At 61.3% G+C, this 19,521-nt stretch carries 19 protein-coding genes, 1 pseudogene and 1 riboswitch; of the genes and pseudogenes, 3 read left to right on the top strand and 17 right to left on the bottom strand.

Features of this window, described 5'->3' with window-relative positions; all coding sequences use genetic code 11:
• Positions 1-329: 329 nt before the first annotated feature.
• Entirely contained in the window at positions 330-1,541 is a 1,212-nt protein-coding gene (locus GNZ13_RS16710; protein WP_172166299.1) for a D-amino acid dehydrogenase, read from the bottom strand.
• A 174-nt stretch (positions 1,542-1,715) separates the two neighbouring features.
• Positions 1,716-1,809: riboswitch (glycine riboswitch) on the bottom strand.
• A 148-nt stretch (positions 1,810-1,957) separates the two neighbouring features.
• Between GNZ13_RS16710 and GNZ13_RS16705 the strand changes: the two genes are divergently transcribed.
• Positions 1,958-2,590 carry a LysE family translocator gene (locus GNZ13_RS16705; RefSeq protein ID WP_172166296.1) on the top strand — a complete coding sequence of 211 codons (633 nt, stop codon included), beginning with the start codon at positions 1,958-1,960 and terminating at the stop codon, positions 2,588-2,590.
• A gap of 99 nt (positions 2,591-2,689) precedes the next feature.
• Here the strand turns inward: GNZ13_RS16705 and GNZ13_RS16700 are convergent, their stop codons facing one another.
• On the bottom strand, positions 2,690-3,217 hold the full coding sequence (locus tag GNZ13_RS16700) for a GNAT family N-acetyltransferase (protein ID WP_172166293.1): 528 nt from the start codon (positions 3,215-3,217) through the stop codon (positions 2,690-2,692).
• 12 nt (positions 3,218-3,229) lie between these two features.
• Entirely contained in the window at positions 3,230-3,802 is a 573-nt protein-coding gene (locus GNZ13_RS16695; RefSeq protein ID WP_172166290.1) for a helix-turn-helix domain-containing protein, read from the bottom strand.
• A 223-nt stretch (positions 3,803-4,025) separates the two neighbouring features.
• Here GNZ13_RS16695 and GNZ13_RS16690 point away from each other — a divergent pair, with 223 nt between their 5' ends.
• Positions 4,026-4,730, top strand: coding sequence for a YceH family protein (locus tag GNZ13_RS16690; RefSeq protein WP_172166287.1), 705 nt, complete (start codon positions 4,026-4,028; stop codon positions 4,728-4,730).
• 145 nt (positions 4,731-4,875) lie between these two features.
• Here the strand turns inward: GNZ13_RS16690 and GNZ13_RS16685 are convergent, their stop codons facing one another.
• The 5 genes from GNZ13_RS16685 to GNZ13_RS16665 all read right to left on the bottom strand — a co-directional run bounded on the left by GNZ13_RS16685 (position 4,876) and on the right by GNZ13_RS16665 (position 9,860).
• Positions 4,876-5,673 carry a MipA/OmpV family protein gene (locus tag GNZ13_RS16685; protein WP_172166384.1) on the bottom strand — a complete coding sequence of 266 codons (798 nt, stop codon included), beginning with the start codon at positions 5,671-5,673 and terminating at the stop codon, positions 4,876-4,878.
• A gap of 80 nt (positions 5,674-5,753) precedes the next feature.
• Positions 5,754-6,641: an alpha/beta hydrolase gene (locus tag GNZ13_RS16680; protein ID WP_172166284.1), complete on the bottom strand. Its 888-nt coding sequence runs from the start codon at positions 6,639-6,641 to the stop codon at positions 5,754-5,756.
• A gap of 3 nt (positions 6,642-6,644) precedes the next feature.
• Complete coding sequence (locus GNZ13_RS16675; protein WP_172166281.1) at positions 6,645-7,415, bottom strand: DUF4118 domain-containing protein; 771 nt, start codon at positions 7,413-7,415, stop codon at positions 6,645-6,647.
• Between the two features lie 471 nt (positions 7,416-7,886).
• Positions 7,887-8,405, bottom strand: coding sequence for an SLATT domain-containing protein (locus GNZ13_RS16670; RefSeq protein ID WP_172166279.1), 519 nt, complete (start codon positions 8,403-8,405; stop codon positions 7,887-7,889).
• Between the two features lie 180 nt (positions 8,406-8,585).
• Positions 8,586-9,860 (bottom strand): acyl-CoA dehydrogenase family protein, encoded by a 1,275-nt coding sequence (locus tag GNZ13_RS16665; protein ID WP_172166277.1) that lies wholly within the window; start codon positions 9,858-9,860, stop codon positions 8,586-8,588.
• 933 nt (positions 9,861-10,793) lie between these two features.
• Between GNZ13_RS16665 and GNZ13_RS16660 the strand changes: the two genes are divergently transcribed.
• Positions 10,794-12,920, top strand: a complete 2,127-nt coding sequence (locus GNZ13_RS16660; RefSeq protein WP_216674882.1) for a penicillin-binding protein 1A — start codon at positions 10,794-10,796, stop codon at positions 12,918-12,920.
• A gap of 290 nt (positions 12,921-13,210) precedes the next feature.
• On the opposite strand, the gene GNZ13_RS16655 is transcribed toward GNZ13_RS16660, so the two are convergent.
• From GNZ13_RS16655 to GNZ13_RS16615, 9 genes and pseudogenes are all read right to left on the bottom strand, one after another.
• Entirely contained in the window at positions 13,211-13,489 is a 279-nt protein-coding gene (locus GNZ13_RS16655; protein ID WP_172166273.1) for a universal stress protein, read from the bottom strand.
• A 70-nt stretch (positions 13,490-13,559) separates the two neighbouring features.
• Positions 13,560-14,249, bottom strand: a complete 690-nt coding sequence (locus tag GNZ13_RS16650) for a CBS domain-containing protein (RefSeq protein ID WP_172166271.1) — start codon at positions 14,247-14,249, stop codon at positions 13,560-13,562.
• Between the two features lie 245 nt (positions 14,250-14,494).
• Positions 14,495-15,046: a hypothetical protein gene (locus GNZ13_RS16645; protein WP_172166269.1), complete on the bottom strand. Its 552-nt coding sequence runs from the start codon at positions 15,044-15,046 to the stop codon at positions 14,495-14,497.
• A gap of 374 nt (positions 15,047-15,420) precedes the next feature.
• Positions 15,421-15,657 carry a UDP-glucose 4-epimerase gene (locus GNZ13_RS16640; RefSeq protein ID WP_172166267.1) on the bottom strand — a complete coding sequence of 79 codons (237 nt, stop codon included), beginning with the start codon at positions 15,655-15,657 and terminating at the stop codon, positions 15,421-15,423.
• 75 nt (positions 15,658-15,732) lie between these two features.
• Entirely contained in the window at positions 15,733-16,383 is a 651-nt protein-coding gene (locus tag GNZ13_RS16635; protein WP_172166265.1) for a BON domain-containing protein, read from the bottom strand.
• A 74-nt stretch (positions 16,384-16,457) separates the two neighbouring features.
• The gene (locus GNZ13_RS16630; protein WP_172166262.1) at positions 16,458-16,886 is read right to left on the bottom strand and encodes an Hsp20/alpha crystallin family protein; all 429 of its coding nucleotides are present in this window, start codon (positions 16,884-16,886) and stop codon (positions 16,458-16,460) included.
• Between the two features lie 131 nt (positions 16,887-17,017).
• A pseudogene (locus GNZ13_RS16625) lies at positions 17,018-18,057 on the bottom strand (zinc-dependent alcohol dehydrogenase family protein).
• 138 nt (positions 18,058-18,195) lie between these two features.
• Positions 18,196-18,942 (bottom strand): beta-ketoacyl-ACP reductase, encoded by a 747-nt coding sequence (locus tag GNZ13_RS16620; RefSeq protein ID WP_172166259.1) that lies wholly within the window; start codon positions 18,940-18,942, stop codon positions 18,196-18,198.
• Positions 18,932-19,441, bottom strand: a complete 510-nt coding sequence (locus GNZ13_RS16615) for a hypothetical protein (RefSeq protein ID WP_172166256.1) — start codon at positions 19,439-19,441, stop codon at positions 18,932-18,934. The genes GNZ13_RS16620 and GNZ13_RS16615 overlap by 11 nt, the downstream gene beginning before the upstream one ends.
• Between the last annotated feature and the right edge of the window lie 80 nt (positions 19,442-19,521).

The following is a 19,521-nucleotide window of genomic DNA, read 5'->3' as shown; positions in this document are numbered from 1 at the left end:
ACACACCTCATCGCGAAATCGCGACGACGTGTTTGACGAACAACCGCGACGGCGCGCGCAGCGCCGCCGGAAGTATGACGCCTTTGTCACTCACGTCGAATGTGCGAGAACACCGATTCCAGATGCACCACTGCCACCTCCAAGCCAGGGGACCCACTCAAGAATTAGCGGTTTGAGCCGCTTTCTCTTGCTTACTTCTCTTTGCGGCCGGCAAAGAGAAGTAAGTGCCGCCCCGCACAGGGGCAACGCTAATAGACCACTAACATAGCAAGGAAAGGCCACCGCCGCAGGCATACAGACGAACAAAGCGCCGCGCAGGCAAGTAAGACCTATTGAATAGAACCAGCCACAACCTGCGCCGTAGCCGCCGACAACGTCCACCCCAAATGCCCATGCCCGGTGTTATAAAAAACGCCGCGCCGTTTCCCGCGCCCAACCTTTGGCAACATACTCGGCAGCATAGGCCGCAAGCCCGCCCACGGAATCACCCTGGAAGTCGATACTTCAGGAAAATACCGTCGAGTCCAGTCGACCAAAGGCGCGATCCGGTCTGACCGAATATCCCGATTGAACCCATTGATCTCCGCCGTGCCGGCAACGCGAAACCGATCCACGCCGAGCCGGCTCGTGACAATTTTCGCGCTATCGTCGAGCAGACTCACCCACGGTGCGCGCTGCTGGCTCACTTCATCGTCGAGACAAACGGTAATCGAATACCCCTTAACCGGGTACACGTTCACATGATCGCCAAGCATGGCCGCGAAGTCGCGGCTCTTCACGCCGGCACATACCACGATCCGCTCAAAAGCAAACTGCTGCGGCTCACCAGCCAGATTCACGCTTAACGAGAACCGCCCCTCAGCCGGTTGCTCGATCGACATAATTTCCGCATCGTAGTGAAACTCGACGCCGTGCCGCACGCAGGCGTCCGCGAGGCCGCGCGTGAACTTGTGAATGTCGCCGGTCGAATCGGAAGGCGTAAAAAACCCACCGTAAAACTCGCCGTTTATCGTGGGCTCAATCGCGTGCAACTCGCTCGACGTCACCGGATTGCGGTCGAGGCCGCCTTCGCGCAGCAATGCATTCACCTTGCTCGCCGCGTCGAATTCCTTCTGGGTCTTGTAGATGTGCAAAATGCCGCGCCGCTCCAGATCGAAATCGATCCCCTCGCGCTCGGCAATCGAAAACAGATGCTCACGCGCGGCAATTGCGAGCCGCACCGTTTCGACCGTATTCGCGCGATAGTGCGGAATCTGCCGTAGAAATTCGCCCATCCACGAATACTTGTGCCATGTGGGCATCGGATTGAGAAGCAGTGGGGCGTCGCGCGTGAGCATCCAGCGCAAGCCCTTCAGCACGGTGGCAGCGCTGTTCCAGACTTCGGCATTGCTGGCGGACAACTGGCCGCCATTGGCGAACGAAGTCTCCATCGCCGCATAGCGATGACGTTCGAACACGGTGACGTAATGGCCGCGCTGAGCCAGGGCGTGAGCAGTCGTGACGCCGGTAATGCCGCCGCCGATAATGGCGATTCGTGACATGACATGATCCAGAGTAGTTGAGCATCACCGGTGTCGATTTCGTGTCGAAACCGGCGTCGATGCCCCATCTGTCCATGTACCTGAGAGTTTCTCCCCGTGAGCATACGCGCGCGATGCAAGCGGTATGCAGGGAATCCCCTTCGGTGGGCGCGCACGGCGCCGCTCTCCAGATGTTCCAGCTGCGCGGTCCTTTTGCCTGAGAGTTTCCGGGGCGGTTGCTCCGTCGGCGTCGTCACAATCCTCTGACGATCTCTCCCGCGCTGCATTGCAGAACGGCTCGACAATACCGGGCAAAAAACTTCACCGCAAGTGTTTCCTGTAATGCAGCGCCCAATCGGCACGATTGAGGGCTTGAATCCGCGACATCGGCTATATTTGGCGACATTGCCCGACTTCAATTCACAGAGGAGACCGCCGTGCCCGCTGTCACAACCCTGCTCGCCTTCGCCCTGGTTTCACTCGGCATGGTTCTTACGCCCGGCCCGAACATGATTTATCTGATCTCGCGATCGCTCTGCCAGGGGCGGCGCGCAGGGCTTGTGTCACTCGGCGGCGTCGCGCTCGGCTACGTGTTCTACATGTTTTGCGCGGCGTTCGGTATCACGGCGCTGCTGTTGACGGTGCCTTACGCGTACGACGCGCTGCGTTTCGGCGGCGCGCTTTACCTGCTGTATCTGGCGTGGCAGGCGGTCAAGCCCGGCGGCCGCTCGCCGTTCCAGGTGCGCGACCTGCCGCACGACAGCCGCCGCAAGCTCTTCACGATGGGCCTCGTCACGAATCTCGCGAATCCGAAGATCGCGGTGATGTATCTGTCGCTGCTGCCGCAATTCATTTCACCGGAGCACGGCAGCGTACTCACGCAGTCGATCGCGCTGGGCTGCGTGCAGATCGTCATCGCCGTCACGATCAACGCGCTGATTGCGAGCATGGCGGGTTCGATCTCCGCGTTTCTCGCCGGGCGGCCGATGTGGCTGCTGGTGCAACGCTGGCTGATGGGTACCGTGCTCGCCGGTCTGGCCGTGCGGATCGCGTTCGACGCGCGCCGTTAAAGCGCACCTTGAAGACTCGCCTGAGTCTTCATCGCGGGCTTCCTGACTGCGTATCGCTCACCTTGAGCGTGCATCACGGGCGGCCCGCTGGCGTTACGCTCATAACGTTTTGTACATGATTGTGGTCGAATCAAACCGCTCCTCCACAGTGTCGCGGCAAAACTGCGGGATCACACCGGCCGTCTGATAACCCAGCGCGGCATAGAGCGGCTCGGCCTTGTCGCCGGTGCGCGTATCGAGCGTCAGCAGGCTGCGCTGTAACTGGTGCGCACGGCGTTCCAGTTCCGTCATCAGCGCTTTGGCGATGCCCTGGCGGCGAAACGCGGGGTGGACCAGCAGCTTGCGGACCTCGGCGCGATGACGCTGGTTCGGCATCGTGTCGTAATCCAGTTGCACGGTGCCGGCGATCGACTCGCCATGGCGAGCGACGAACAGCACAAGCGCGCCCGCGCGCAGCGACGGAAGCACCTTGCCGCTCCAGAACGCCTCACTCTCTTCCACGCTATACGGCAGTACAAATCCGACGCTCGCGCCATCGTGGACGCAGGCACGTAGCAGCGCGCCGAGTTCGGGCAGATGGCGAACGAGGTCGTCGGCGGAAAATGTCGTGATGGTGGTCGCGCTCATGGTGGCTCGAACTCAGACGATGAAAAGGATGTAGCGGGCCGCGCTGTGCGCGGGCGTGACGAAAGCACTCGGACCGAATAGCTGATAGCGCAGACAGTCGCCGGGTTGCAGGTCGTGACTTCGGCCGTCGACGGTGATCTGCAATTGCCCTTCGAGCAGGATCAGATGATGTTCGAGGCCGCCTCTCGGCGATGCGTCGTAACTGATCCGCACGCCGGCATCGAGCTCGCATTCCAGCGCCTCGCCGTTCAGCGCTTGTGCCGGTGGCGACACCGAACGGCGCCGGAAGCCGACACTCGCGTCGGTCCAGACCGCCTGCACCTCGCGCGGCACCAGCGGCGCGAAGTCTTCTTCGACCATGTGCATGAGGCGCGACATCGGCAAGCCGTAAGCGACGCAGAGCTTGCCCAGCACGCTTGCTGTGGGGCTCACGGCGGCGTTTTCGAGGCGCGACAGGGTGGCGCGGCTGACGTTGCTGAGCTTTGCGAGATCGTCGAGTGACCAGTTGCGTTCGGCGCGCAGCCCTCGCAGACGCTGAGCGATGCGGCGGTCGATGGCGTTGTCGTCGGCGTGTGTGTTTTCCATATCTGAGAAATTATCTCGAATATGGAAAATCGTCAACGAAACAAAAATGTGCCTGGAGGGGTGCGGACGCGTTCGGCACGCGCCCCGTCATCGCGGAGATTCGTGCACCGCGAGCGGTCGGGGCGTTTATCATAGTGCCCACAAACTAAAACCCGCCGCCCGGCTGTGCAACGCTAAGGCACACCATCCACGAGACCCGGCGGCGCATGCCGCGACATCCTCTATGAACTCCACTCCCCACGCTGTTTCCCGTCCCTCCATCCGCGCTTTGACCTTGCTCGAAGGGCGCGTGCTCGGCGTGCTAGTCGAAAAGCAGCACACAGTGCCGGACAGTTATCCGCTTTCGCTGAACGCGCTGACCTTGGGCTGCAATCAGAAGACCGGCCGCGCACCCGTGATGAATGCGACCGAAGCCGAGGTGCTGACCGCCATCGACGGGTTGAAGCGCCTGAGCCTGGTGATGGAGGGCAGCAGCAGTCGCGTGCCGCGCTTCGAGCACAACATGAATCGGGTATTGGGCTTGCCGAGTCAGTCGGCTGCGTTGCTGACCACGTTGCTGCTGCGCGGTCCGCAGACCGCGGCCGAGTTGCGCTTGAACAGCGCGCGCCTGCATGGATTTGCCGACATCTCGTCAGTCGAGGCGTTTCTCGACGAGCTGGCTGCCAACGATCCGGCGCGGGTGGTGAAGCTGGCTCGCACGCCGGGCGAGCGCGAAAATCGCTGGGCGCATCTGCTATGCGGCGAAGTCAGCGCAAGTGATCTTGCACCGGCGGACGGGGAAGATGAGCTTGTGCCGCTGTCGGCGTTCGAGGCGGTTAAAGCTGAACAGAAGCGGCTTGCCAATGAGGTGAGCCGGCTTCAGGTAGTAGTACGGCGCATGGCCGCTGAATTGGGAATCGAAGCTGGAGAGCTTGGCACGGGGGATTGAAGCGTTATTGGCTTCTCGCGCGCTGCAAGCGCGCGAGAAGCCAGAAGCCAGAAGCCAGAAGCCAGAAGCCAGAAGCCAGAAGCCAGAAGCCAGAAGCCAGAAGCCAGAAGCCAGAAGCCAGAAGCCAGAAGCCAGAAGCCAGAAGCTAGAACTTGTAGTTCACCGAAGCGAGTGTATTGAGCTCGAATCTTTTTTCGGTAATCGGGCTATTTGCCGCGTCGTGCTCCAGTCGTCCGAACGTAGCGGAAACCGACCCATTCCAGTGTTTGGAAAAGTCGTAAGTCACCATGGCGTTCATATGGACGTCCCGCACACCCGCACTGGTGCTATACGTCGGCAATCCTGACGCAGCGCTCTGCTGCCCGTTCACGCCGAAGAACGTCCGCGTATAGGTCCCATTCGCCCAGGTAAAGCCTGGGCCCACCGAGAACAACCAGCCGCCAACAGGCGCGGAAGCCACGAGATCCGTGCTGACCGTCGTTCCCTGGTGATGCCCGGCGATATCCTGGTACAACGCCACCGACCCAGTAAACGCCCACCACGTGTAATCAGCGAAAAGCTTCAGTTTCGGCCCGCCATCCACATTGCCAAGTCCATGCAGCCGCGGGTCGTCGGACTCCTTGCGCGTCTGGAAGTCGAAACTCAACGCCGCGCCCACGTGATAGGCAGGACCGCGCAGCACGTTGACGCCGAGCACGTCAGGGCCCTGCGAGAAAATCCGGTCGTCGTATGAGATGTCCAGCGCAGGGAACGGGAATACGCTCAACTGTCGCGATCCCGGGTACTTGGGCGTGATCACCACGCCAGGCCCTACGCCGATTTTCCATTTGCTGTCGGTGGCCGCGCCGGTGCTCGCGTCAGTCGTCGCGTTCGGACTTGCATCGTCCGCGTAGGCAGCGCGCGCTGTGCAAAGGCCGAGCGCAGCGGCGAACAGCAGTGACATGTGTGCGGGTTTGCCGAACCTGAGCGGGGTGTGCAGTGTCGCGCGCACGGGGTGGTCGTTTCTCCGCGTGGTATGCGCCGTCATGCGCGCTCCTTGCCAAGCGCTGCGAGTTGCCTGAGGCGCCGCGCCAGGGCCTTCGAGACGACCTGCTGCTTGCCGCCGTCGTCGCCGCTGTGGGCAACTTCGCTCTCGCGCAAAAATAGCGCGGTTTCGCGCGCGACGATTTCGCGCTCGTTGTCCGACGTAATCATGTGATACGAATCATCCAGCCAGATTGTGCGTAAGAAGGCAGCGCCGATATTCGCGGCGACAAAACGGGCGGTGCGGGGGCTCGACGTCTCGTCGTCGATCGCATGGACAATCAGGCAATCGGTCTTGATGTCGCGCACCTGCGTGCGCACGCTCGCGGCGAGACGGCTCGCCTGGTGCAAGGCCGGCAATGAAATCGTCGACGGACCGACTTCGCTGAAGTCGCTGCGCTGCATCGCGCGGGCGATCTTCGCTCTGAGCGCTTCGTTGCGCAAGCCGAACGGCGCTTCCTCGCGGTAGCGCCAGCGTTTGCGCATCGGCGTGAAGTACGCCCAGTTGAGCAGGAAACGATACCAGGGGATCGCCCAGCCGTCGTATGAGAGCGTCAGCGACAACAACACGAGCGACTGCGCCGCTGGACGGCGATGCGCCAGCGCCAGCGCTAACGCCGCGCCGATCGACAGCCCGCAGATCGAAACACGTGCAAAGCGCGCGGCCAGCGCGTCGTACTCGCGCACGGCGGCCTCGAGCCATAGTTCCATGGCCGCTTCTTCGGAGCCTGCGCTATAGCCCGGCAAGACCGGTGCGCAGGCGGTGAAGCCCTCGGCGTTCAGATAGCGTGCTAGAAAACGTAATTCGAGCGGCGAGCTCGACAGGCCGTGCAGCATCAGCACGGCATGATCGTCGCCGGGTAAGAGGAGACTCGTCGGCTGGCTCATGGATCAGGCCCCGATCCGCAGCACGAGGAACTCGCCGGCATGGGTGGTGAACCGTTCGCACACGCACTCGGTCAGCTTCGACGCGCCATCGCCGCTTTTCAGGCGCACGCGATGACTACCGGGCCACAGCGCCTTGCTAAGCCGCTGGATGTCTTCGGGATCGACATCGGCAAAGCGCGGGCCTGGCGCAATTTCGTTGGGCAGACGGGGCAGCACACCTTGCGGCTTGACGTCGTCCGCCGGTTGCAGCGCGTTGCGCTCGAGCGCCTGAATAAAAATGAAGGTCTTGTGATGATGCGAAAGATGGCGCAGCAGCCGGTGCGTTTCGTCGACTGCGCGGCGTGCGAGCAAGCGTTCGTTGTCGTGACGCAGCAGCATTTCATAGCGCGACTGCGCAACCGACGCGATCAGTTCCGCCCGAAACTGCGAGCGGCGCAGGCGTTCCATCAGCATGATGACGAGCAGCGTCACCAACGGATACGAGATCAGCAGGACCAGGTCGGCGCGATCGAATACGGCGATGGCTCCGTAGGGCGGGACGAACAGATAGTCGGCAATACCCATGCCGAGCAGCATGACCGTGAGCGCCGGAGCCAGCCCGCAAAAATACTCGACCAGCGCCGCCGCGATACAGAACGCGGTGCCCGGCATGATCGGTCCGAGAAACGGATGGAGCAACATGCGCACGCCACTGGCGATCGCCAATGCGGCGGCCGCGGTGAGCCAGACGCGTGTTCCCCGTGGTGCCCAACGACGGGCGTTTTGGACTTCCATAATCTTTTTTTTGGGGAGCGATTGCGCTTCCCGATTGAGTGTGGCAATGCGCTTTAAAGCGCAGGTCGGACAATACCATAATCGGGCAGAAGCAAAGGCCCGTAGAAATGTAAGTACCGGAAGGCCGGGCGGGGATATCGTGGTTCGAATGTCTGATGGAAAGACATGTCCTCGAATAGGGGTATTCTCACCGGCGTGTATTGTGCAGGCGGTGCGCTTAAGTGAAGCTTAGGCGACGCTTAAGTAACGCTTAAATGGCGGAAAGCGGCTTCTACCGGACCTTCAGCCAGCTTGCCCGGAGCCGTGGTCGGGCACTGCTATCGAAACTGCATGGGCATATGACACGCCGCCGGGTTCCACACATATACCTCAGGCGGCCCCGTTGCTTCAATTGAAGTTAATGCCATTTACAAATGACACAGAACATTTACGACGACCCCACATTCTTCCGCGACGCCAGCCAATAGGGTCTTATGCATCGCGACTTCGCCGCGGTTCGTCGGAAAGGGTTCGCTGCGTGCGATAGAAGACGCGCGGCGGCACGTTCGGTGAATCTTCAGCGAGCCGGTCGAGCTCGTCGCGGATTGCGGTGAGATAGTGGCCGTCGCGTGCATCGGCGTCACCGGCGAAGATCGCTTCCAGCCTGCGTCGCACAGCGCCATAGCGCGCACCGGCCGCGCGATGCTTTTCCGCGCGCTCCGCGTATCTGAGGAAAGTTTGCAGCGCGGCGGAGACCGCCGCCGCCACGCTCACGAAGCCCACGAAGATCCTGAGCGCCGGCGAGAAGGAGGTCGAACTCAACGACGCGAACACTGCCGTGCCCACAAAGGCAGTCAATGCGGTGACTAGCCAGCCGACGCTGCGGTCTCGCGCCGATAGCAGGTCGGCCATGTCGTAATGGCTCATCTGGGATTCACGCGCGCGCCGGATCCACTTCAGCAGAAGCTGGTCTTCGTCGACCGGGGGCTCGTAGGCAGTCAGGTTCTTCATGTCGCTCGTCAGGGCTGTCCAGTGTCGCAAGCGTAGCGCATGCGTCTGACGATACTGTGCCACATGAGGGCGATCACCTGAACGCGCTGGCAGCCGCGCCGAATCGCGCGAACTGGCGGCGCACGCGCGGAATGCCTTTCGCTGCGCCCCGACCGCTGCTTCACCGGTCACAGTAGAACTTCAAGATTCCGCAGCTAGTGTTTCCGCGGCCGGGTGCCTCGCCACACCAAACCGCTCGTTATGCGCGTTGCCATTCAGATAGAAGTCACCGATTGCAGCTTCGCGGATGATCGCCGGATTGTGCGACGCCAGCACGCGCGCATTGCGCCAGTAGCGATCGAAGCGGCGCGTCTCGCTGGTTGCCGATGCGCCGCCCACTTCGAACAGCAGCGTGGCCGCTTGCAGCGTCTGCTCGATGACGATCTGCTGCGCCTGGAACGTCTGGATGTCCAGGTGAATATAGGTTTGCTCGTTGGTGCGACCTTCCTGCCGCGCCACTGACACTGCATCGATCGCGCGGGCGAGCGACGCGCTGATGCTCTGTGTGGAATAAGCCAGGCTCGCGAGGCGGCCGACGACGCGATGGACCAGTGGATTGTCGCGCGGGCTCGATTCACCCGGGATACCGAAGGTTCTCGTTTTGCCTTGCGTGAACGCCACGGCATCGCGCAGCGCCGCGCGGCTGATACCTGCCAGGTTCGCGACGTGCAGCGCCTGGTAGTACGCGGTAAGCAGACTGTTACGGCGAGGTTCTGCGGCGCTATACCGGCGGTACAGATTGTCGAGCGAGACCGGCACGTGCTCGAAACGCGCCGTGCCGCTGCCGGTGAGACGCTGCCCGAAGCCATCCCAATCGTCGATCCGGGCGAGGCCGGGCGCATCGCTTTTGACGAGTACGCGCACGTCGCTTTGCCCGTCGTGTGCGGTGACGTCGACCCAGTCTGCGTAGAGCGTGCCGGTGGTGTAGTACTTCTCGCCGTCGAGATGCCACGCGCCGTTGGTTTGCGTGAGGCGCACGCTGTTGTTGGTGACGCTGGAGCGGTCGGATACGGCGCCGCCGATGATTTGGCCTTGTGCGATACGCGTGAGCCAGCGATCGCGCAGCGGTTCGTCGTCATTTTCCAGTAGCGATTCGATGAAGCCGCCGTGGACGCGCAGGATTTGCGGAAGGTTCGAGTCTGCTTCGCCGAGGCGCGTGACTAAGGCGAGGAATGCTGTCAGCGTGACGCCTTCGCCGCCGTAGCGCTTTGGCACGCGCAGTTTGGTGTAGCCGGCTTCGCGTAACCATTCCACAGGGGCGTAGGGAAGTTCGCGGTTCTGTTCGCGGTGGACGGCGCCTTCGGCGATGCGGGCGAAAATGGGTGCGAAGCGGTGGGTTAGGGCGTCTTCGTCGAAGAGTTGAGCCGCGTCCGCGGTTGGGTGATTTGGGTTTTGGTGCGATTCAGGTGCTGGCATGAGTTCTCCAATGCGGGGCGGAGTGGCGCGGGGCGCCGGGCGCAATTTGAGAACGGTAAGGGAGGGGCTGGGTTGCTAGCAACTAAGTATTTGGTTGATTCTTAGAAGGTGTAGTGAAATGGGTTTTTTTTGCCTTCGCGGCGCTTTTTGTCTGTTTGCCTGCGGCGTTGGCCTTTCCTTGAATTGATATTGGTTTATTAGCGTCGCCCCTGTGCGGGGCAGGCACCTACTTTTCTTTGCCTGCCGCAAAGAAAAGTAGGCAAAAGAAAGCGGCTCGAACCCCCTGCTAAGCGGGTCTCTCGCACAGTAGCGGTAGTGGAACATCTGGAATCCGTGCCCTCGCACATTCAGCCCTGGTGACAAGGCAGTCATACTTCCGGCGGCGCTGCGCGCGCCGAAGAGCACTCCATAAGACCGCTCGCTGCGTTTTGGCCCTCACGTTTTGCGATGGCCCTCACTGCGCTGAACCGAAGCCCCTGGTTTGCCAGGTATACCCATCCGCGACGCACGCAGTGCGGAGTGGGAACTGATGAGCCCTTTGTCACTAACGCGGAATGTGCGAGGGCACGGATTCCAGATGCACCACTACCTCCTCCAAGCCAGGGGACCCGCTTAAGAATTAGCGGTTGGAGCCGCTTTCTTTGCTTACTTTCTTTGCGGCGGCAAAGAAAGTAAGTGCCTGCCCCGCACAGGGGCGAACGCTAATAAACCACTAACAAAGCAAGGAAAGGCCAACACCGTAAGCGCACAGAAAAAAGCGCCGAGCAGGCAAACAGATCAAGGAAAGCCCAACGCCGTAGGTACACAACCGAAACCCGCCGACCAGGCCCCCTCAGCATCTTGATACGATGCTGCCTTCGTTAAGCAGAACGGTACCCCCGAGTGAAGCGCCTGATCCCCAAATTCCTACAGACCCTAGAAAAAGGGCTAACCCTGGCGAACCAACCCGTCGCCCGGGCCCTATGGCACCTGCGCCATCCCACGCTGCGCGGCGCGGCATGGGCCTGCGCCGCCATCCCGGCGCTCTTCCTCGTGTATGTCCTGGCCCTGATCCCGTTCACCCCCAGCATCGGCGACATCCGCAAGGCGAAAATCGAGCAGCCGGCCCAGATTCTCTCGGCCGACGGCAAACTACTCGAGGAATTCAAGCCGGTCAATCGCGAGTGGGTGTCGCTCAAACAGATCTCGCCGTACATGGTGGATGCACTGATAGCGACCGAAGACCGCCGCTTCTACGAGCATCACGGCATCGACTGGAAGCGCACCGCGTCGGCCGCGCTGCATACGTTCTCCGGCGACCGCCAAGGAGGCTCGACGATCACGCAGCAGCTCGCGCGCAACCTGTATCCCGACGAAATCGGCCGCGCGCCGACCCTCACGCGCAAGCTTAAGGAAGCGATCACGGCGTTCAAGATCGAAGCCGTGTACAGCAAGGATCAGATCCTCGAGACGTACCTGAACACGGTGCCGTTCCTGTACAACGCCTACGGCGTGGAAATGGCCGCACGCACCTACTTCGGCAAATCGGCCGATCAGCTCGACATCCTCGAAAGCGCGACGCTCGTCGGCATGCTGAAGGCCAACAGTGCCTACAACCCTGTGCTCAATCCCGAGCGCGCGTTGCAGCGGCGTAACACAGTGCTCGGGCAGATGAACAAGTATGGGAAGCTCAAGCCCGACGCCTACAGCTGGTTGAAGCGACAACCGCTCAACGTCGATTTCGAGTTGCAGACCGCGCTACCGGGCGCCGCGCCTCATTTCTCGGCGCAGTTGCGCAAGTGGCTGATCGCGTGGGCCGATCGCAATGGCTACAACATCTATGCCGACGGGCTGGTCGTGCGCACGACCATCGATTCCCGACTGCAGGCGATGGCGACGCAGGCGATGGACTGGCAGACGAACCAGTTGCAATCGATCGCAAACGACGCATGGAACGAACGCACGGGCTGCTGGCCGGGCAACGACCTGTTCCAGACATTCATCCGGCAGACGCCCGATTACCGCGCCGCACGCGATGCTGGTCAATCGGATCCGGCCGCGCTCAGGAAGCTCGGCACGAACCCCACGTTCGTCCGCGCGCTCTGCCGGAGCAAGACGCAGATCCAGGCGGGGTTTGTCGCGATCGATCCGCGCAACGGAGATATCAAGGCATGGGTCGGCAGCCGCGACTTCCGTGATGAGCCGTTCGATCACGTGCAGCAGGCGCGGCGCCAGCCAGGTTCGACGTTCAAGCCGTTCGTCTACGGCGCGGCTTTTGCGGACGGCGCGCGGCCGGACGATACGTTCGTCGACCGGAACGTCGCCATTCCGCTGACCGGGCATGCGAGCTGGCGGCCTAGCGACGCGGAACCGCCCACTGGCCGACCGATGACGCTGCGCGATGCGCTGGTGTATTCGCGCAACCGTGTCACCGCCCAGCTCATGCAAAAGGAAGGCCCCGAAAAGGTCGCACAGCTCGCGCGTGCGATGGGCGTGCGCGAGAGTCCGCTCGAAGCGGTGCCGTCGCTCGCGCTCGGCACGAGCCCCGTCACGCTCAAGGAAATGGTCTCGGCGTACAGCACGATCGCGAACCGCGGCGCCTATCTCGAACCGCGCATGGTCACGCGCATCGAGGATCACGACGGCAAGGTGCTCGCCGAATTCGCGAGCACATCGCCGGAACAGGCACTGCCCGCTGGCGCCGCGCAAACGCTCGTCGACGTGATGCGCGACGTCGTTAACCGGGGCACCGGCGCAGGCATCCGGACGCGCTTCGGGATTCGCGCCGATGTGGCCGGCAAGACGGGCACGACGCAGGACAACACGGATAGCTGGTTCATCCTGATGCATTCGCAACTGGTTGCAGGCGCATGGGTGGGTTTCGACGATGCACGTGTGACGCTCGGCAACGACTATTGGGGCGAGGGCGCGCACAGCGCCTTACCGATGGTGGGCGCGTTCTACGACATGGCGCTGCGCGCGAGGGTCATTGATCCGGATGCGCGGTTCGGCCCCGAGACCTGGCCACCCCGCACGGTCCATGCGCGACGGCATCGACACTTCCTCTTCTGGAGGTTCTGATTGCATTCGCTGAAATGTGTTTGCACACTGCTTTTTGCGCGTGAGACGGAATGCCCCGAACACTGCTGAGTAACAACGTATGGAAAAGGATCGAAGCGATCTTGCAGAACGCCGTTCCGGCATTAGGAGGCTGAGCGCCTTCGTCCTGACCAGGGTGAGTCTCGGGGGCGAGGCCGGCATTAGGTCGATGCAGGACGTTGGCTTTACGCGGAAGCGGTCATTCACTGGCAGTCACGAGTGAGGCAGGGGCAATGGCCGCAACGGCCGAGCAGCGGTCCTCTGAAATCCTATTAGCCATGCCCTGCACGTTGCAAAATCGCGCTCGATACATTGCGCCACGGCCATCGCGGCGCCCTCATCGCGCAATCTGCCGGCCCATCGTCGGACGGAGAAACAATTTTGTGCAGTGTGTCCGAGTCGTAATAGCCGCCGTACGGCGAAACGCACCATGGGTCGATATATACGGCATGAAGCCGCTCTTGAGCGAGCGCTGCGATGTCGAGCGCTTCGCCCAACGCGCGCTTCGACGCGTCACTTCCGTCGACGGCCAATGCGATCTTGCGGTACATGATCTTGTGCCCCAAGAATCGCGCGATTCAATCACAAAACTCCGGATCGAGACGCTTCGCGTTTGATCTTTTATATACCCGGCATCACCGGGTAAGGTTCGGTATGGTCTTCCACCCGTTTCACTCCGGGAATACTTTCTGCCGCGACGCGAACTGCCTCGACTGCTTCCATCGAGTGAAAGATACCCCACAGATGCACGACACCATCGTTCACGACAATGTTTCGTCCGGCGAAGGCCCACTTATGGCCGGCCAGCTCACCCATTAGGGTCGCACGGATATCCCCATCCGAGAGGGCCACATCCGCCACTGGCTCTTCGGGAATGCTGGCCAACGCCTGAACAAGATTGGCACGGCTCACGATACCGACAAGCTGACCCGCCCTTGTCACGGGAACCCGCTTGATACGCCGTGTTTCCAGAATGCTGGCTACTTCGCTCAGAGGCGTGTCTTCGCTCACAGAAACGACTTCGGCAGTCATCACGTCTCGAACTTTCGGCCCATGCGTCTTAATGTAGTCCCTCGCGTCATCGCCCGATGAAAAGAACTCAAGCCACGACGCACGCCGATGCGCGTCTGTGCCAAGTTCCACCCGGCGCAGCAAGTCGCCTTCGCTGATCATGCCTGCGACATGGCCTTCCGTATCTATAACCGGCGCGCCGCTGATTCCTTTATCGACAAAAATCTTCGCAACTTCGCGTACAGTCATGTCGGACATGACGGATATCACGTTGCTGGTCATTACATCGGATGCACGCATGACAAGTCTCCTTAACTGTCCATTCCCTGTTTCCCTACGAGGCCGGACCATTGCCATACGCACCGCACTTTCGAGGGTGCCTAGTGCAAGCGGCGTGGCAATCAGCAAGCGATCTGGCCTCGCATGTCTTCAGATTATGCGTGGCAGGGGTCCTGCGATTTGACTTGGATCATCCCCGCGACCGGCGCGCGTCGCGCTGCATTCCGACGCCGATTACCGGCAATAGGATCCGCGCTTGCAGCGAGCTAGGGCCGTGTCTTCCACGGCCATGAAGGATAGATCGGCACAGTGCTTTCAACGCTTTCTCGTCGAACCTCGGCTTGAGCACCGTTACGTTCGACATCGACTGTCCGCTCGGCCTGGTCTTCCGTGGCGCTGTCGAGATCGTTAGCCGCTAAGCCAGCTGAAGCTTCATCTTGTGTGCGATCGGAATAAGCGTACTTTCCGAACCACGGCACTTCAGTCTGCATGGCGGCGACATAGGCGAGCCATCCGTCCGGGTTGTCAGGGAAAAGATTTTCTTGAACTGAAGTGACGAGGCGCTCTTCATCCAGATCGGCATCAAGCAGCGCCTGCGGCCATATGGAAAACGCACGGACAGCCCGCGTAAAAAACTCCCGCGAAGTCATCTGCGGCGCTATCTGCATAAGCAGCAGCCGGCCTGCCAGCGACTCGTTTTCTGCCGCCAGTTCGCGGACGATCGCGCGGTCCTTACCGCGCTCTAGCAGGGAGTTCATCGCCTCAAGCACGTCTCCGAGGTGGATCAACAGAGCTCGGCGTTCAAATGCGTCAGTCATATATCGTTTCCTGCAAAACCTGGTCATCCTATGCTCGTTCCTCACCGTGGACGTCGGAACGTATGGTGGGACTATACGTCAACGAGCGGATCATCAGCCTCAAAAAACAACTGAGGACCCTCGGCGGCGGCCACGAACGCGATGTCGTCGACGACTCATTTGCAGCTTCGATCGCCAGCATTTGATGCGGATCAACCAGCGACGCACCAGGGGCGTGCGTCTGTGTTGTGCAACCTCGCAATGGCGACAGCTCGCTCAGCACGAGATAGCAACCGTGGTGGCGAGCCGCAACACACCGCACGACCCTCGTTCATTGCGACGAACCCTCTTGTCCGAACGATGGTTGCGGTGTTTTCCGCACGCCATTTACCGCCCTAAACCGACAGCGTCTTCGACATCTTGAGGTGCACCCAGACCATGCCTTCGCGCAACCCCGCGAGCACTGCTTCACGCTCGGTCGGGAAAATACTGCTGTGCGTGAACTCGTGATGGAAAACGCCTTCCGGCGAATTGTGGCTGAGCTGGATCGCGCAATAGAAGCCGCCAGCCGTCTGATGCGTTACCACCGACACTGACCAATCGTTGTCGCAGACGTTACCCGAAAGTGCCATGAGTGCCTCCTGATTTCTTCCGCCGCGCAAAGCCGAAGCCGCCCCAAAGAAGCGCACCCGGCCCCGAAGCGTAAGTCAGCCTATCGTCAGATTGTCGACGACCGCGTGCACGCCCGGCGCCGACCATGCCGCTCCGCGCGCGGCCGATCGCTCGGCGGCGGAGTCGACCTTGCCGGTCAACGTGACGGTACCTTCGTGCACCTTGATCTCGATGTGTCTCGCTTCACGTTCGGCGTGCCGTTGCAATGCCTTGCTAATCTGATCGCCGATATCCTGGGCGGCCGCGTCGCCGCCTATCCGGATCATGTTCGACACACCCGTGACGCCCCGCATGTGCGCGACGATGCGCATTGCAACGTGGCTCCGATAAGCCCAGTCCACCTCTCCGCTCAATGTCACCCAGCCCTTTTCGACCTGCACCTTGACGGAGTCCTCGGAAAGAGCGACGGTCCAGCGCAGGATCGTGCGAACGGCGTTGGCGATGTCTTCATCGGTTCGTACGTCTGTATGCAGAAGGCGAACGTCCATTTCCACGACGACCGCCTTCACGCCCGCCACCCGTTGTGCCGCCTGTTCCGCCGCGAGTTTCTCGGCGTAGCTGGCCGGGTGCCCGGAGAGCGTCACTACACGGTCGCGCACCTCGACGCCGATGTCCGTGATGTCGACCGCAGGATCCCACGCCAGCTCGTCCTCGACCTGACGTTTCAGTTCCATGTCCGATTTCATTGCCCGCTCCTTGATGGCATGCAAAGATGCCGCCGCGCACCGGACGTGCAGCCACCAGCCCGGCGCGGGGTCAATCACGCGATCGGCAGACGCTTGCGCTCGGACGCCGCCTTCTTGGGCAGCGTCAACGAAAGGACGCCGTCCTTGTACTCCGCAGCCGCCGTGGCTTCGTCGATCTCGCTCGCGAGCGAAAACGACCGGCTGACCGCGCCGGAATACCGCTCGCGCCGTATCACGCGCTCGCCCTCCTTCAGTTCCTGATCGCGTTCCACCTTGGCGCTGATCGATACGAGGTTGCCGTCGATTTTCACGTCGATATCGTTTTTTTCGACGCCCGGCAGTTCGGCCTTCACTGCGTATGCCGTGTCGCTTTCCGTTACGTCGACCTTGATGTCGGCCAATGGCGCATCGCCGCCCGCGCCGCGCAGCGGACGGAACAGGCCCTGAAATAGTTCCGACATGGGTTCGAGCGGAAACGGGTCAAAACGGGTCAAGTTGCTCATCGTGTACCTCCTTGATTCATCCATGAACGTCATGGACTTTGGACTGGATTGAGTGGCTCTGCCGCATTGCTCACCCGGCCTCGCCACTCTCCGGAACAGCCCGTCGGATCTGTCCGCGCAACGGGCGCTTTCTACGCGACCTCGATGATTACCTTCAGCGCATGCGTCTCGGCCGCGCGGCCGAACGTGTCGTAAGCGCCGACAACATCCGAGAGTTGGAAACGGTGTGTAATGAGTTTCGCGGGATCTATGCGGCCGGCGCGAACCGTCTTGAGCAGCATCGGCGTGCTGACGGTATCGACAAGGCGCGTCGTAATCGCGATGTTGCGATCCCAAAGCTTTTCGAGGTGCAGATCGGCCTTTACGCCGTGCACGCCGACATTCGCGATCACGCCGCCGGGCGCGACTATCGCTTCGCACAGCTCGAACGTTGCGGGTATGCCGACCGCCTCGATCGCACAATCGACGCCCGTTTGTTCGGTCAACTTCATGACTTCGGCGACCGGATCCGCCCGGCCGATGTCGATACACCCGGTAGCCCCGAATCGGCGCGCCACTTCAAGGCGGTTCGGATCACGATCGATCATCAGGATCTGCGCAGGCGAATAAAACTGCGCGGTCAGGAGCACGGCGAGCCCAATCGGTCCGGCACCGACGATTGCCACCGTGCTGCCGGGCTGTACCCTCCGTTCAGAACACCACATTCGAAGCCGGTCGGCAGGATGTCCGACAGCATCACCAGCGCCTCTTCGTCGGCGCCGGCGGGAATCGGGTACAGGCTCGTGTCGGCGTGCGGAATGCGCACATATTCGGCCTGGGTGCCGTCGATCTTGTGGCCGAGAATCCAGCCGCCGGTGGTGCAGTGTGAATACATGCCACGCCGGCAATAATCGCATTTGCCACACGACGAAATGCATGAAATCAATACCCGGTCGCCCGACTTGAACGACGACACCGCCGAGCCGACCTGCTGCACGATGCCAACCCCCTCATGGCCGAGGATGCGCCCCGGCTCACAGCTCGGCACATCGCCTTTCAGAATGTGAAGATCGGTGCCACAAATCGTCGTACGCGTCATCTTGACGATCGCGTCGGTCGCCGCGGCGAGCGTGGGAACGGGCCTTTCGTCGAGCGATTTCTTGCCGGGACCGTGATAAACAAGTGCTTTCATCTACTGCCTCCGTTGATCGAAACGAACCTGCTGTATGACAGACTTCAGGATGACGGACGACGCGACGATTGAAATGTATCAAGCGATACTCGTCGTCCAAAGCGCGGCGGAAAGTGTGACCCCAGCCAACTCCGGCTGTCACCGCATATGCATGCCGCCGTTAATCGCGAAGTCCGCACCTGTGACGAAACCCGCGTCGTCCGAACAGAGAAACGCAACGAGCGCCGCGATCTCGTCAGGTTGACCGAGCCGGCCGACGGGTATTTGCGGGAGGATTCTGGCGTCCATGACGTCCTTGGGAATCGCGGCGGTCATCGCAGTCGCCAGATAGCCTGGCGACACTGTGTTGACCGTCACGCCATGTTTTGCGACCTCCAGCGCAAGCGACATCGTGAAGCCGTGAATGCCGGCCTTGGCCGCCGCATAGTTGGTCTGACCGAACGCGCCGCGAGCGCCGTTCACCGAGCCGATGTTGACGATACGTCCGAACTTTTGCTCGACCATCCCGTTTAGTAACGGCTTGGTCATATTGAACAGTGAATCGAGATCGGTGCGCAGCACCGCATCCCAATTGTCTTTGTTCATCTTGGCGAAGGTCGAATCGCGCGTGATACCCGCATTGTTGACGAGCACGTCGACAGAGCCAAACTCTTTGAGCACGCGTTCAGCGCAATGCGCGCACGATTCGAAGCTGGTCACATCCGCCTCGTACGCATGAAAACGGCGGCCGGCATCGCGTTCGTGCATGAGCCACGTGGCGACGTGATCGTTGCGCTCGGAATGCGACATGGCGACAACCATGCCGGCATCATGCAAGCGCCGGCTGATGGCGGCGCCGAGCCCGCCCATACCGCCAGTGATGAAAGCAACTCGCTTAGCCGACATGTCGTTCTCCCTGTGCTGAATCGTCGAGCGTCGCAAACGGCGGCACCGCGACCGGCGCGCGCCCTTCCAGTACGCCCCCGAGCGCCTGCTCGAAATGTTGCGTCCATTCCTGCATAGGTATCGCCGCGGGATTCATGCCGATGCTTTTCTTCCATTGATCAGTCCACGTCGATTGCCAGTTCGCGAGCGCTTCGCGTATTCCGTCGCTGTACGCGCTCTGTTGCCGCAGCGCCGAGACCCAACCCTGTTGCCAGAGATTCGTCGTGGCCTCGATGTAATCGCGCAGCATCACCTGGCAACTCTCGCCGAAATCGTTCCAGTCGTGCGCGCCTGCCGCTGCTTCGCGAGTGGTATTTATTGCGGTGAGGTCGCGTTTGACGCGCTGCATCGCGAACTCGCATGCCTGTTGCCGGGCTTTGTGGCCGCAGCTCAGCATCCGGAGCGCGAGCTCCAGGTTCGCTCGATATACATCAAGCGGTGTGGTGGCTTCAGTAGTCATGGTGCCCCTCCAGTCGTGTCCAGATGAATGGCGTACGCCCCGCACGGCTATCTCGCAGTCGTGTTCGCGGCAGCAGTGCG

It is taken from the genome of Paraburkholderia elongata, assembly GCF_013177735.1.
Lineage (GTDB): Bacteria > Pseudomonadota > Gammaproteobacteria > Burkholderiales > Burkholderiaceae > Paraburkholderia > Paraburkholderia elongata.
The sequence above is the reverse complement of the archived record's forward strand: the minus strand, read 5'-3'. Positions and strand labels throughout refer to the sequence as shown.